Consider the following 12,829-nt stretch of genomic DNA (forward strand, 5'->3'; position numbering starts at 1 on the left):
ACATGACCGCCCGCCCCGACCGTATCCGCCTCACCCCCGATCTCGAGGTCAGCCGCCTCGTCTGCGGTCTATGGCAGGTCGCCGACATCGAGAAGAATGGCGAGACCATCGATCCGGAAACCGGCGCCGACGCGCTGGCCGCCTATGCGAAAGCGGGCTTCGACACATTCGACATGGCCGATCATTACGGCTCTGCCGAAATCATCACCGGCCGGCTGCTGGCCCGCTTCGAGGGCGCCGACAGACCGCGCGCCTTCACCAAATGGTGCCCGGAGCCAGGCCCGATGAGCCGTGACATCGTGCGGCGCGGCGTCGAAGAGCGGCTGCAGCGGCTGAACGTCTCCAAGATCGACCTTCTGCAATTTCACTGGTGGACATTCGAGCATCCGGCCTGGCTCGACGCCCTGCATGAAATGCAGGCGATGAAGGACGAGGGTCTCATCGGCGCGCTCGGTCTCACCAATGTCGACGCGGCGCATCTGGCGCTGGCCTTGGCTGATGGCATCGAGATCGTCAGCAATCAGGTGTCGTTCTCGCTCATCGATCGGCGCGCGGCAGGCGATCTCTCCCGCGTCTGCGCCCGATCCGGCGTCAAGCTTCTCGCCTATGGCACGCTCTGCGGCGGTTTCCTGTCGGAAAAATGGCTTGGCCAGCCCGAGCCGGCGGAGATCGCAGACTGGAGCCGGTCGAAATACAAGCGTTTCATCGACGCCGCCGGCGGCTGGGAGCCCTATCAGGCCATCCTCCGCGCCGCCTCAAACATCGCCCGCAAGCACAACGTCTCGCTTTCCAATGTCGCGAGCCGCTGGGTCCTAGAGCATCAGGCCGTCGCGGCCACCATCATCGGCGCGCGTCTCGGCGAGAGCGAGCATCGCGACGACAATCTGAATGTCTTCCGCTTCGCGCTCGACGCTGACGACCATGCCGCGCTGGATGCGGCTTTCGGTGAGACCACGCCCATTCCCGGCGATTGCGGCGACGAATATCGCAAGCCGCCATTCCTCACGGCGTCCGGCGACCTCAGCCATCATCTGGATGCAATCCCTTCGGTCTATCAGGCCGTTCCCGTGCCGGGACGTCCTGATCGTCTCAGGGTATCCTCGGGCAGCGTCTGGGAGCCGATCGCCGGCTATAGCCGCGCGGTCCGCGTCGGCGACCGCATCCTTGTCTCCGGCACCACCGCAACCCATGGCGCGAACCGCTGCGTCGCCCCGGGAGACCCCGGCGCGCAGGCGACCTATATCCTCGACAAGATCGCCGCCTCGCTCGCGCCGCTCGGCGGCAAGATGGAAGACGTGGTCCGCACCCGCATCTATCTCAAGGACGCCAACCAGTGGGAGCCGGTCTCCCGCGCCCATGGCCGCGTCTTCGGCGAGGTCCTGCCGGCCAACACGCTGATCGAGGCCGGCAATCTGATCGGCGACTATGAGGTCGAGATCGAGGCGGAAGCTGTGGTCGGCTAGGGCCGAACACAGCTTCCGGGCTCGGGCGTTTCGTACGGCCGGAAGCGTTACGCCTCCACCGGCTCGCGCACTTCGTCCAGAAGGAAGTGGACGGTGACATAGTTCGTCGTGACGCTACGACCGCTCTCGCTCACATGCTCTTCCGTTCCCCCATCGGTGGGATGCCAGCGGTGATAATGTGGGTTGGTGGTGATGAGGGTGATCGCCTTCCCCAGTCGTTCGCCGCCGAGGCGATAGCGCGCCTCCGCCAGCGGCCAGATCCGCTCGAAATCCTGTTGTGAGATCCGCACGCGCAGCGCCTTGCGCACACCATGCCCATCTCTCTCCGATCCCGCTCCGCCGCTTCCGGACGCTTCCAGCGTCACCTCTTCGGCGCCGTTCAGAATGAAGTCGAGGTCGTCAGGCCACATCCGTCTCATGAAGTCGCTCCTCCCAGCTTTCCCATGTAGATAGCAAGGACAGTCTACGCCCAATGGCTAGCGACGCAAGGAGGTGGTTGATGCGATATGCGGCTTACATCCGGATGAACCAGAAATTTATTCTGGGAGCGGCATCTGCGCCTTCAGTACCTGAAAGCATGCGCAGATGCCGGATTAAACCGGAGATGAACGCTGGCGCCATGGCCGAGACCTTCAAGCATCGGATGGCCGAACGGCAAGCGCACCGAAATCGGCTCGCCCGCACCAATATCGACGAGAAAATGGGTGTTGTTGCCGAGGAAAGTCAAATCGCGCACCTGCCCCGACAGCGCCCCCTCGCTTGTCCCCTGCCCCAGTTCGATGCGTTCAGGCCGCAGCAATAGCGATGCTTTTTGACCGGTTCCCTGGCTGTGCAGCGGCACGCCCGACACCGTCACGCCGCCCGGCAGAGCGAGAGTGCTCGTGCCGCCATCGACCGCCACGATGTCGGCTTCGACGAAATTGGAATCGCCGACGAAGCCCGCAACAAAGCGGGTGGCGGGATCGGCATAGAGTTCCTGGCCCGTGCCGATCTGGTCGATCTTGCCATGGCTGAACACGGCGATACGGTCGGACAGGCGCAATGCCTCTTCCTGGTCATGGGTGACATAGAGAATGGTGACGCCGGTTTCCTGATGGATGCGGCGGATTTCGAACTGGATTTCCTCGCGCAGCTTCTTGTCGAGCGCCGACAGCGGCTCGTCCATCAGCAGCACCGGCGGCTCATAGACCAGAGCCCGGGCGAGCGCGACGCGCTGCTGCTGGCCGCCCGACATCAGCGCCGGCTTGCGGTCTTCGAAGCCTTCGAGTCGCACGAGACGCAGCGCCGCCTTCACCCGGCGCTCGACATCGGCCTTCGGCAGCCGGCGGATGCGCAAGGGAAAAGCGACATTCTCGCCCACCGTCAGATGCGGAAACAGCGTGTAGCGCTGGAAGACCATGCCGATATTGCGTTTGTGCGACGGCGTGTCGAGCAGCGTCTTGCCGTTGAGCAGGATGTCGCCCTGGGTCGGATCCTGAAAACCGGCGAGGATGTAGAGCGTCGTGGACTTCCCCGAACCCGAGGGACCGAGAAAGGTCATGAACTCGCCTTGCCGCACATCGAGCGTCACGTCTTTCACGGCGGTGACGGGACCGTAATCCTTGCGGATGCCGCGGATTTCGAGAAAGGGTGAAGTCATGATTTCCGTCCCTTGCGGACCACAGCCGCGATGATCATCAAAAGCATGGTGAACAGGATGAGGAGTGTGGAAGCCGCCGCGATCACCGGTGTCAGATCCTGCCTGAGCGTCGACCAGATCTTCACCGGCAGCGTCTGCAGCGTCGGGCTCGCCATGAAGATCGCCAGCACCACCTCATCCCAGGAGGCGAGGAAGGAGAACACCGCCGCGCCGAACAGGCCATGGCTGATGGCAGGCACGGTGACACGGAGCCGCGCTTCCCAGGGCGAGGCGCCACAGAGAATAGCGGCGTCCTCGATCGATTTGTCGAAACCCTCGAGCGCATTGCCAATGGAGATGATCGAAAAGGGCAGCGCGATCAAAAGATGGGCGATGATGAAGCCGAGCGTCGTGCCGGCGAGCCCGATCTTAAGGAAGAAGGCGTAGAGCGCAACCGCCAGCACCACAACCGGCAGGATCATCGGCGTGAGAAACAGCGCCCGGAGCGTCTCCTTGCCAAGGAAATGGCCGCGATTGAGGCCGAGCGCGGCCAGAAACCCGATGACCACCGAAAGCACGGTCACGATCAAGGCGATCTTGAGGCTGGTGAAAGCGGAAGAGAGCCAGCGCGGATCGGCGAAGAGTTCGGCGTACCAGCGTGTGGTCCAGGATGGCGGCGGAAAGATCAGCCATTGCGACGAGCCGAAGGACAGCGCGGCGATGAACACGATCGGCAGGATGAGAAACAGACACACAAGCGTGGTGACGCCGATGAGCAGCCATTTCCATGCGCCGAGTTTTTCGAAATCCAGAAGCATCGCGTCCCCCTCAGTTCATCCGGCCTGCGCCGAAAAAGCGCAGTTGCACGCCATAGAGGATCAGCGTCACGACCAGCAGCACGAAGGCCGCCGCGCCGCCCATGCCCCAATTGACGAGCGACTGGACGAACTGCGCCACCATTTCGGCCAGCATCATATTGGCCGTTCCCCCGAGGAGAGCCGGCGTGACATAGTAGCCAAGCGCCATGACGAAGACCATCAGCCCACCGGCCGCGATGCCTGGCAGTGACAAGGGCAGCAGGATGCGGGTGAAACATTGCCAGCTATTGGCGCCGCACAGTGCGCCGGCCCTAAGTATGGCGGGGTCAATGGACCTGATGACGCCGACCAGCGGCAGGATCACGAACGGCAGCATGATGTATGTCATGCCGATGGTCACGCCGACGAGATTGTTGACCAGCGCCAAGGGCTGGTCGATCAGGCCGAGCGCCTTCAGCGTCTTGTTGATCACGCCGGTGCGCTGCAACAGCACCATCCAGGCATAGGTGCGGGCGAGCAGATTGGTCCACATCGACAGGATGATGATGGCGAAGACCAGCCGCGACCAGCGCTCCGGCATGACGGCGAGCGCCCAGGCGACGGGATAGCCGATCACCACGGACAGAAGCGTCACCACGCCTGCGACGAGAAAGGTGTTGGCGAAAATGCGCACATAGGTGCCGGAACCGATCAGTTCGGCGTAATTCTGCAGGCCGACTTGCGGCTCGGTGAGGCTGCGCAACATCAGGCCGGTAACGGGGGTCAAAAAGAAGAGAACAATGAGAATGAGCGCCGGCGCGACATAGGCGAGAGCGTTTCCGCGCCGCGCCGGTCCCCGTCTCAGCGCAACTGTCGCGCTCGTGGTCATGGCAATGGTTCCAGTGGAGAAAGAGCCGGCCGCACGCGGAGAGCGGCCGGCGATGCGATCCGGGGCTTACTTCGCCTGCCAGTCGTACCAGCGCTTGCCGATCTCATCACGGTGTTCGGCCCAGTAATCCATGTCGGCATTGACCTGGCTGTCGGCCTGCATGTCGGGCAGCGTCTTGCGGATCGCTTCTTCCATCAGCAGGTTGGAGTCGAGATTGGTCGGCGCGTAGCCGGTCGCCATGGCGAACTGCGCCTGCTGCATGTCGGCGGTCGCGTGCGCGATGAACTTCATCGCGGCGTCCTTGTTCTTGGCGCCCTTGGGCACGACCAGCGAGTCGGCGGCAGTGATGTTCTGCGCCCAGGAGGTCTCAACCGTCACGCCGGTGGCGGCGAGCGCGGTGAGGCGACCGTTCCAGAACGAGCCGAACGGCGCTTCGCCGGAGGCGAGCAACTGCTGGGAAGCCGCGCCGCCGTCCCACCACACTATGTCGGCCTTGATCGTGTCGAGCTTCTTGAAGGCGCGATCGAGATCGAGCGGATAGAGCTTTTCGGCCGGCACGCCATCGGCGAGCAGCGCGGCTTCGATCACGCCCGGCGCCGACCATTTGTAGAAGGCGCGCTTGCCGGGGAATTTCGCGGTGTCGAAGAGATCGGCCCAGGTCTTCGGGCAATTGCCGGCGATGTCCTTGTTGCAGCCGATCACGAAGGAATAATAGAAGCTGCCCACCGAATAGTCGGTGACGAAACGCGGATCGAGCTTGGACTTGTCGATCACCGAGAAGTCGAGCTTTTCGAGAAGGCCGGCCTTGCCGGCCTGAACGGGGTAGTCGCCTTCGACATCGACCACGTCCCAGGTCACATTGCCTGCTTCGACCATCGCTTTGATCTTGCCGTAGTCGGTCGGACCGTCCTGGATGACATTGATCTTGGTGTTGGCGGTAAAGCTGTCGGCCCAGTTGGCCTTCTGCGCGTCCTGCGTGGTGCCGCCCCAGCTTGCGAACACCATGTCCTCTGCTTGCGCTGCGCCGGTGAAGCCGACCACAGTCATGAGAGCGGCGATTGCGAATGATTTTTTCATGTTCCCGTTCCTTGTTTTGATTTTTGGCATTCACGTGGTTTGGATAGGCGCACTCCCGCCGAGCGGCGAAAACGCCGCCGGCTTCATGATCTTGTTTTCCGCAACCTCGATCAGGTCGCGGATCTTTGGGAGGAAAGCGCGCCAGGCCGGATCCGCCATCAGGCGGGCGCGGCGCGCGTCACGGTCATCGAGGCTGTCGAAAGCCCAGATATGAACGATCTCGTTGATGGGGCCGATTTCCGAGAAGAAGTAGCCGAGCAGTTGGCCCAGATGTTTCTTCTGGATGGCGATGCCCTCTTCGCCCACGACTTTGAGATAGTCGGGGATCGCGCCATTCTTCAGCCTGTAGGTGCGGATCTCGTAATACATGGCGTCACCGCATCACGAAGGGATCGGGGATCGGATCGTCGGAGGTGCGAACCCAGACCGTCTTGGTGCGGGTGTAGTCGAGCGCTGCGGCGAGCCCGCCCTCGCGGCCTTGGCCGGACTGGCCGAAGCCGCCGAAGGGCGCGATCGGCGACACCGCGCGATAGGTGTTGACCCAGACCACGCCGGCGCGGATGCGCTTGATCATCCGGTGCGCGCGGGTGAGGTTCTGCGTGAAGACGCCTGAGGCCAGACCAAACGGCGTGTCGTTGGCGAGCCTGACGGCCTCCTCTTCCGTTTGGAAGGACAGGACGGATAACACAGGGCCGAACAGTTCCGTCTCGACCGACGGCGAGGTCACACCGTCGCAATCGATGACGGTCGGCGCGTAATAAAGGCCCTTGTCGCCGAGCTTGCGGCCGCCCGTGACCAACCGCGCGCCGGCGGCGATGGAAGCGTCGATCGTCTTCTCGATCAGCGCGCGCTGACGCTCGGTGCAGAGCGGGCCAACTTCCGTGGCCATATCCAGCGGTTCGCCGATGCGGATTGCCTCGGCGCGGGATTTGAGGATGGCCAGGAACCGGTCCTTGACGGAGGCTTCGATGATCAACCGCGAGCCGGCCACGCAGGACTGGCCGGTGGCGGCGAAGATGCCGGCGATCTGGGCGTTGGCGGCGCTTTCGAGATCGGCGTCTGCGAACACCACGAAGGGCGATTTGCCGCCGAGTTCGAGCGAGGTGCTGGCGAGGTTTTCGGCCGAATTCCGCACGACGGCCGCAGCGGTGCTGGGACCGCCGGTGAAGGCGATATGCGCCACTTTCGGATGCCGGGTCAGCGCGCTGCCGCAGGACGGACCGAAACCGGTGATGACATTGACGACGCCGGCCGGAAAGCCAGCCTCATGGATCAGCCGCGCAAATTCCAGAAGCGGCGCCGGGCCGTCTTCGGAGGCTTTCACCACGACCGTGCAACCGGCGGCGAGCGCCGGGCCGAGCTTGACGGCGGAGAGAAACAGCTGGCTGTTCCAGGGCACGATGGCCGCGACCACGCCAATCGGCTCGCGCCGGAGCCAGACATCCATATCGGGCTTGTCGATCGACAGATAGGCGCCCTCGATCTTATCGGCGAGACCGGCGTAATAGCGGTAATAGTCTGCGACATAAGCGATCTGGGAGGATGTTTCGCGTATGATCTTGCCGGTGTCGCGGGTTTCCAGCTCTGCGAGGCGGCTCGCATTGGCGGCGACGAGATCAGCAAGGCGATAGAGAAGCTTGCCGCGTTGGGTCGCCGTCATACTGGCCCAGGGGCCGGACCAGAGCGCCGCCTCGGCGGCATTGACGGCCCTGTCGACCTCGGCTTCGCGGGCCTCCGGCATATTCGCCCAGGCCTCGCCTGTCGCGGGGTCGATGCTGGCAAAGCGTCCGCCGCCATCCTCGAATTGCCCATTGATATAGAGCTGAAAACGCTGCATCGGGCTCTCCTCAGCCGAAGGCCGGCATGACCTCGGCGATGAAGCGTTCGAGAGACGCCTTCTTGCGCTCGAAGCTCATGCCGGTGTCGATCCAGAAGGAATATTCGTCATAGCCGAGAGCTTCATAGGCCTTGAGACGGCCAATGACCTCGTCGGACGTGCCGATCGGCATATTCGCCCGCATGACATCCGGGCCGAGCATGGCGTTGGCGGCGATATCTTCCTCGCTCAGCCGTTCGATCAGGCCCTGATGGATCGGGCGCTCATTCTTGAACCAGGCGAAGAAGTAATTGTAGTAGACGCTAACTTCCTTCATCGCCTGCTGCACATCCGCCTCGTCGGAGCCGACATAGGTGTGGAGCAGCAGCATGATCTTCGGCTTGGCGATATCGGGATTTTTCTCGCAGGCGGCGTTGAAGCGGCCCATCAGGCTTTCGATCTCGGCGTCGCCGTTCCAGAGCGGCGTCACCTGAACGTTGCAGCCTTGGGAGACGGCAAATTCGTGGCTGTTGGGATCGCGCGCGGCCACCCAGATGGGCGGATGCGGCGTCTGGACCGGCTTTGGCGCGGAGGTCGTGGAGGGGAACTTCCAGAAATCTCCGTCATGGGCGTAATCGCCGGCCCAGACGCCTTTCAGCGCCGGGATGAGTTCGCGCATGCGCTGGCCCGCGCCCCATGCGTCTAATCCCGGAAGAAGGCGTTCATATTCAAAGCCATAGGCTCCTCGTGCGATGCCGACATCGAGACGTCCGCCTGTCACGATGTCGGTCATCGCCGCTTCGCCCGCCAGTTTGATCGGGTGCCAGAAAGGCGCGATCACCGTACCCGTGCCGAGCCGGACATTCTTGGTGCGGCGGGCGAGATCGGCAATATTGATGAAGGGATTGGGGGCGATGGTGAAATCCATGCCGTGATGCTCGCCCGTCCAGATGGCGTGCATGCCGCCGCGATCGGCAATCTCGCAGAGCTGGACGAACTCCTCATAGAGCTCCTGATGGGTCTGGCTGGCGTCCAGCCGCTCCATGTGAACGAAGAGCGAGAATTTCATGCGTCACCCTCTGACGGCCTGGGCGTGAACCCGGCCCTTTTCCTGATTTCCCACATAGACGCCGAAATTGCCGAGGCTGGCTTCGGCGGCGTATCGCTTGAGCACATCCCGCGTCGCAGCGTCTGCAATCCGCTCCGTCGGCAGCGCGTCGATGGGATAGAGCGCGCCCGACGCGACAGGCCCGTCGCCAAGACCGGCGCGATAGACCACATGCTGACGCCGGGTCTTGGTGTCTTCATACACCGAATAAAGCAGACCAAGCTGAACAGTGAGACCCGAGAGAGCGGCGACCGCATCGGTCAGCGCATCAAGGCTCTCGCCGCTCGCAAGCTCCACGGCCGGCAGACCGAGCGAACCGTCGGAGGTTTCCACCAAAAGAACCTGGCCGCCCCGTTCTGCCACCGCGCTGAGATGTTGCGGCATGTCCTGGCCGGCAAGCAGCGCCTTGTCGGCGAGAACGGGCGAGAAATAACCGCCGCGTGCATAACCAAGTCCGGCCTGGCCGGAATTCTCAAAGGCTTCGATGCGCCCGAGCAGAATGACGTGATCGCCAGCGTCGATCACCTGATGCATGGCGCAATCGAACCAGGCCGCAACATCCGAAAACACCGGTGAGCCATGCGGCCCCTTGCGCCAGTCGACGGCGGCGAAGCGATCCTCGACCGGACGGGCGAAGGTGTTGGACACATCCTTCTGACCTTCGGAGAGAATATTGACGGCAAAACCAGAGGCATTGGTCATGGTCGCGAAATTGCGCGACGTCTTGGCGAGGCAAACCAACAGCAGCGGCGGATCGAGCGAAACGCTGGTGAAGGAATTGGCCGTGAAGCCGATCGGCGCGCCGGCCGCGTCATGGGTGGTGACCACGGTGACGCCAGTCAGGAAGGCGCCGAAGGCGTCCCTCAGGGCTCTCGGTTCAAGCGTCATGGCGGGCCTCCTCCCTGGTCCATGTCATCCACTCAGTCAGCGCCGTAGTCACAGCATCCGGCGCCGTGAGGTTCACCATATGCCGGTGCCCCTTGATGATCACCGCCCGGCCGTTCGGGGCGGCCGCCGCCATAGCCTCGGCCATTGCAGGCGTCGAATTCAGATCTCCGTCGCCGGTCAGGAACAGCGCCGGGCAGGGCACCGTTGGCCAACGATCGGCATAAGTCGCATCGCCTCCGGCGAAGGCGCCGTAGGCGGTGGCGTAACCCTGCTGGTCGACCAGCGCCAGCAGACGCCGGGACAGAGCGTAAGCCTCCTCATGCTCATGCCCTTCGCCAAACCAGCGCCGCAGCGGCGCTTCTCGATCGAAAGCGCCCGTAACAATCTCCGCCGCCCGCGCTTTCACCGCTTTGCGGGCCGCGTCATCCCGCCTGTAGACGCCGTTCAGAAGCGCGACCCGCGCCACCTGATCGGGCGCTTCGGCGGCGATGCCGCCTGCGATCAGCGCCCCCATCGAATGGCCGGCGACGCTGACCGGACCCAAGCCGAGTTCGCGAATCATTCTGGCGAACCAGGCGACAAACCCTTCAAGCGGCGCCCCCGCAGGAAGCGGGTCACTTTCACCATGGCCCGGCAGATCCACCGCGATTACCTGGAAGCGCTGTGACAACGCCTCGATCTGTGGCGTCCAGGCTTCGAGCCGCATGCCCACGCCATGGATCAGAACGAGCGGATCGCCGGCGCCCGCCACGGCATAGGCCCCGCCCGAGGGCGTCTTACACCGCTGCGGGATTGGCGACATCGTGGCCCAACTCCTTGAGATCCTCATAGCGATTGCCGATCCGGTGATGCGGGCGCCCGCCGATCGACGCGCCAAGCGCAATGACGATCTCGTCCGCCGCCGGCGCATCCGGGATGGCGCATTGGATGGTGAGGTAATGCGAGCGGCGGCCCTCGTCATTCTTGTCCATCAGCGGGATCATGATGGGGGCGTTGGCCGGGCCGCGGGTATTGCAGAAGGCGAGATAGGATTTCGCGCCAACCGCCTGGCGATAATGATTGCCGAAACGCAGCGTGTGGATCAGCGCCGAGGCATGCTCGATTTCACCGTCGAGGCCGACGACCGCGCTCTTGCCATAGCCTTCGACCGCTTCGCCTGAGCCGGCGACATCGAGGATCATCTTGGTCAGGAGCGCACCGAGCACGGGAGCCGCCGCATGGATTTCAGGCTTGAGGTTCTCGACGAAGCCACGGCCTGCCCAAGGATTCTTGATCACCGCCATGGCCGCAATCATCTTCAGGGGAACGGCGGCTTCCTTGCCGCCCTCGATGAGCGTGTTCTCCACATGAAGAAGAGTTTTGCGTATCACGGGAACCAAGGCCGCCTCCTGTCATTTCGTATGACTGCATGTTGGTATACCATAAGACGACGTGTCAAGAGCTTGCTTGAAACAAAATTTCCGGCTACACGGAATCATGACCTCACAGGACGCTCATCTCGCTGATCTCCGGATCGACACGCCCCCCGTAACGCTGCGGGAAATCGCGCTTGAGCGCATGCGCCGCGCCATCATCGCCGGATTGTTCGAACCCGGCCAGCGGCTTGTGGAGCGAACGCTCTGCGATCAACTGGGCGTCTCGCGCTCGGTTATTCGCGAAGTGATCCGGCATCTGGAATCCGAGGGACTGGTCGAGAGCCTCGCCAAGCAGGGGCCGATCGTCGCCAAGATCACCTGGGACGATGCTCGACAGATCTACGAGATCCGCTCGGCGCTCGAATCTACGGCGGTGGCCGATTGCGCACGGCGCGCCAACGCGAAGGTCAAGGCGCAGCTTGGCGCGGTGCTCAGCGAACTCGACCGGACATCAAAGAAGAATTCACCGCCGGCCATCCTCGACGCCACCCATGAATTCTATAAGATCATCTTCGAAACCAGCGGTCACACGATCGCCTGGGAGATCGTCAACCGGCTGAACAGCCGCATTTCACGCCTCCGTGTGATGACGCTGTCCACCGCCAACCGTACCGTGTCGGGGCCGGCGCGGATGCGGGAAATCTATTCCGCCATCGAGAGAAACGACCCCGAGGCCGCCACCGCCGCATGCCGCGCCCATGTGGAAGAGGCCGCCAAAATCGCCGAGACCCTGCTCGCCAAAGAAGCGCAAGGCTGACGGCGAATACGACGAGGCGACAGACAACACGCCATAAGGTCTATTGACCATAGCCCGGTCGCCGCCGATAGCATCTCGGTTGATCGGCGGCGGCTCGCCGCCATTCTACTTTACGACGCCACCACCAGCACGAAATCGTGCTTCACCTCCCAAAACTCCTCGGTGAAGCCATAGTCGGCAGCGCGTTGCGCATCCTTCTGACGCACGAACTCGGCAAGCAAGCTTTCCTTCACGCCGAACACCGCATCGGAATTGATGTAAGGGTCGTCAGGGTCGAAGATGTGGGTGATAAGCGTCTCGTAGCCCTCGGCCTTGATGATGTAATGCAGATGCGCGGGCCGATAGGGATGGCGGCCCAATTTGCCGAGCAGTTGTCCGACCGGGCCATCATCGGGGATCGGATAGAATTTCGGCTTCACCGCCCGGAACCAGTAGGTTCCATCAGGGCCGGTGCGGAAGACGCCGCGCAGGTTGAAATCGGGCTGCACGCCCTTCTGCTGGACATCGTAGAAGCCTTCGTCATTGGCCTGCCAGACATCGATGACAGCGTTGGCGATCGGCTTGCCCTCGGTGTCGAGGATGCGGCCCGAGATCACCATGTCCTCGCCCTTGGAGTCGAGGCAGATATTGGCGCCCATCGGCAGTTCCGGCGCGTCGGCCACATGGAAGGGGCCGAGCACCGTGCTCTCGGACGCGCCCGAAGGCTTGCGGTTGTTGATCGCGTCGACCAGCATGGAGACGCCGAGCACGTCCGACAGCAGGATGAACTCCTGCCGCCATTCGTTGCACATCTGGCCGGTGCGGGTGAGGAAGAGAATCGCCTCCATCCATTCGTCCTGCGTCGGCTCCAGTTCCTTGACCGCCTCATGCAGCTTGCGGGTGATGACCTCCATCACCTGCTTCAGCCGCTCGCTTTGTGCGTTGGCGTTGCGGCCAGTCACCACGTCGACGGAGTTTTCCTCGGTGAAATAGCCCTTTTCATGCGCTTCCATGGGAGATCC

At 63.0% G+C, this 12,829-nt stretch carries 14 protein-coding genes; 2 read left to right on the forward strand and 12 right to left on the reverse strand.

What is annotated here, in order from left to right; genetic code table 11:
* Positions 1-2 precede the first annotated feature (2 nt).
* On the forward strand, positions 3-1,463 hold the full coding sequence (locus E8Q41_RS04540) for an aldo/keto reductase (RefSeq protein ID WP_137154321.1): 1,461 nt from the start codon (positions 3-5) through the stop codon (positions 1,461-1,463).
* A gap of 47 nt (positions 1,464-1,510) precedes the next feature.
* On the opposite strand, the gene E8Q41_RS04545 is transcribed toward E8Q41_RS04540, so the two are convergent.
* From E8Q41_RS04545 to E8Q41_RS04595, 11 genes are all read right to left on the reverse strand, one after another.
* Positions 1,511-1,882: a hypothetical protein gene (locus tag E8Q41_RS04545; RefSeq protein ID WP_137154322.1), complete on the reverse strand. Its 372-nt coding sequence runs from the start codon at positions 1,880-1,882 to the stop codon at positions 1,511-1,513.
* Positions 1,883-2,025: 143 nt separating this feature from the next.
* A complete protein-coding gene (locus E8Q41_RS04550) occupies positions 2,026-3,102 on the reverse strand; it encodes an ABC transporter ATP-binding protein (protein ID WP_137154323.1) in 1,077 nt (358 codons plus the stop codon).
* The gene (locus E8Q41_RS04555) at positions 3,099-3,899 is read right to left on the reverse strand and encodes an ABC transporter permease (protein ID WP_137154324.1); all 801 of its coding nucleotides are present in this window, start codon (positions 3,897-3,899) and stop codon (positions 3,099-3,101) included. The genes E8Q41_RS04550 and E8Q41_RS04555 overlap by 4 nt, the downstream gene beginning before the upstream one ends.
* A gap of 10 nt (positions 3,900-3,909) precedes the next feature.
* A complete protein-coding gene (locus E8Q41_RS04560) occupies positions 3,910-4,773 on the reverse strand; it encodes an ABC transporter permease (RefSeq protein WP_246660079.1) in 864 nt (287 codons plus the stop codon).
* Positions 4,774-4,833: 60 nt separating this feature from the next.
* Positions 4,834-5,844 carry an ABC transporter substrate-binding protein gene (locus E8Q41_RS04565; RefSeq protein ID WP_137154326.1) on the reverse strand — a complete coding sequence of 337 codons (1,011 nt, stop codon included), beginning with the start codon at positions 5,842-5,844 and terminating at the stop codon, positions 4,834-4,836.
* 30 nt (positions 5,845-5,874) lie between these two features.
* Complete coding sequence (locus tag E8Q41_RS04570; RefSeq protein WP_137154327.1) at positions 5,875-6,213, reverse strand: NIPSNAP family protein; 339 nt, start codon at positions 6,211-6,213, stop codon at positions 5,875-5,877.
* A gap of 4 nt (positions 6,214-6,217) precedes the next feature.
* Complete coding sequence (locus E8Q41_RS04575; protein WP_137154328.1) at positions 6,218-7,681, reverse strand: aldehyde dehydrogenase; 1,464 nt, start codon at positions 7,679-7,681, stop codon at positions 6,218-6,220.
* Positions 7,682-7,691: 10 nt separating this feature from the next.
* Complete coding sequence (locus E8Q41_RS04580; RefSeq protein WP_137154329.1) at positions 7,692-8,729, reverse strand: LLM class flavin-dependent oxidoreductase; 1,038 nt, start codon at positions 8,727-8,729, stop codon at positions 7,692-7,694.
* Between the two features lie 3 nt (positions 8,730-8,732).
* Entirely contained in the window at positions 8,733-9,656 is a 924-nt protein-coding gene (locus E8Q41_RS04585; RefSeq protein ID WP_137154330.1) for a flavin reductase, read from the reverse strand.
* Complete coding sequence (locus tag E8Q41_RS04590) at positions 9,646-10,458, reverse strand: alpha/beta hydrolase (RefSeq protein WP_137154331.1); 813 nt, start codon at positions 10,456-10,458, stop codon at positions 9,646-9,648. Before E8Q41_RS04590 ends, E8Q41_RS04585 begins: the two co-directional genes overlap by 11 nt.
* Complete coding sequence (locus E8Q41_RS04595) at positions 10,433-11,035, reverse strand: amino acid synthesis family protein (protein WP_137154332.1); 603 nt, start codon at positions 11,033-11,035, stop codon at positions 10,433-10,435. Before E8Q41_RS04595 ends, E8Q41_RS04590 begins: the two co-directional genes overlap by 26 nt.
* A gap of 97 nt (positions 11,036-11,132) precedes the next feature.
* On the opposite strand from E8Q41_RS04595, the gene E8Q41_RS04600 reads away from it, so the two are divergent.
* Positions 11,133-11,828 (forward strand): GntR family transcriptional regulator, encoded by a 696-nt coding sequence (locus E8Q41_RS04600; protein ID WP_137154333.1) that lies wholly within the window; start codon positions 11,133-11,135, stop codon positions 11,826-11,828.
* 110 nt (positions 11,829-11,938) lie between these two features.
* On the opposite strand, the gene E8Q41_RS04605 is transcribed toward E8Q41_RS04600, so the two are convergent.
* Positions 11,939-12,820 (reverse strand): intradiol ring-cleavage dioxygenase, encoded by an 882-nt coding sequence (locus E8Q41_RS04605; protein WP_137154334.1) that lies wholly within the window; start codon positions 12,818-12,820, stop codon positions 11,939-11,941.
* Positions 12,821-12,829: the final 9 nt, after the last annotated feature.

Origin of the sequence: Rhizobium sp. FKL33 (genome assembly GCF_005222915.1) — a bacterium.
GTDB lineage: Bacteria > Pseudomonadota > Alphaproteobacteria > Rhizobiales > Rhizobiaceae > Rhizobium_E.

Excerpts from the sequence above, each read along its gene's own strand:
- E8Q41_RS04580 (WP_137154329.1), bottom strand. The coding sequence starts at position 8,729 with ATGAAATTCTCGCTCTTCGTTCACATGGAGCGGCTGGACGCCAGCCAG.
- E8Q41_RS04545 (WP_137154322.1), bottom strand. The coding sequence starts at position 1,882 with ATGAGACGGATGTGGCCTGACGACCTCGACTTCATTCTGAACGGCGCC.
- E8Q41_RS04590 (WP_137154331.1), bottom strand. The coding sequence starts at position 10,458 with ATGTCGCCAATCCCGCAGCGGTGTAAGACGCCCTCGGGCGGGGCCTAT.
- E8Q41_RS04575 (WP_137154328.1), bottom strand. The coding sequence starts at position 7,681 with ATGCAGCGTTTTCAGCTCTATATCAATGGGCAATTCGAGGATGGCGGC.
- E8Q41_RS04605 (WP_137154334.1), bottom strand. The coding sequence starts at position 12,820 with ATGGAAGCGCATGAAAAGGGCTATTTCACCGAGGAAAACTCCGTCGAC.
- E8Q41_RS04570 (WP_137154327.1), bottom strand. The coding sequence starts at position 6,213 with ATGTATTACGAGATCCGCACCTACAGGCTGAAGAATGGCGCGATCCCC.
- E8Q41_RS04540 (WP_137154321.1), top strand. The coding sequence starts at position 3 with ATGACCGCCCGCCCCGACCGTATCCGCCTCACCCCCGATCTCGAGGTC.
- E8Q41_RS04555 (WP_137154324.1), bottom strand. The coding sequence starts at position 3,899 with ATGCTTCTGGATTTCGAAAAACTCGGCGCATGGAAATGGCTGCTCATC.
- E8Q41_RS04600 (WP_137154333.1), top strand. The coding sequence starts at position 11,133 with ATGACCTCACAGGACGCTCATCTCGCTGATCTCCGGATCGACACGCCC.
- E8Q41_RS04565 (WP_137154326.1), bottom strand. The coding sequence starts at position 5,844 with ATGAAAAAATCATTCGCAATCGCCGCTCTCATGACTGTGGTCGGCTTC.
- E8Q41_RS04585 (WP_137154330.1), bottom strand. The coding sequence starts at position 9,656 with ATGACGCTTGAACCGAGAGCCCTGAGGGACGCCTTCGGCGCCTTCCTG.
- E8Q41_RS04550 (WP_137154323.1), bottom strand. The coding sequence starts at position 3,102 with ATGACTTCACCCTTTCTCGAAATCCGCGGCATCCGCAAGGATTACGGT.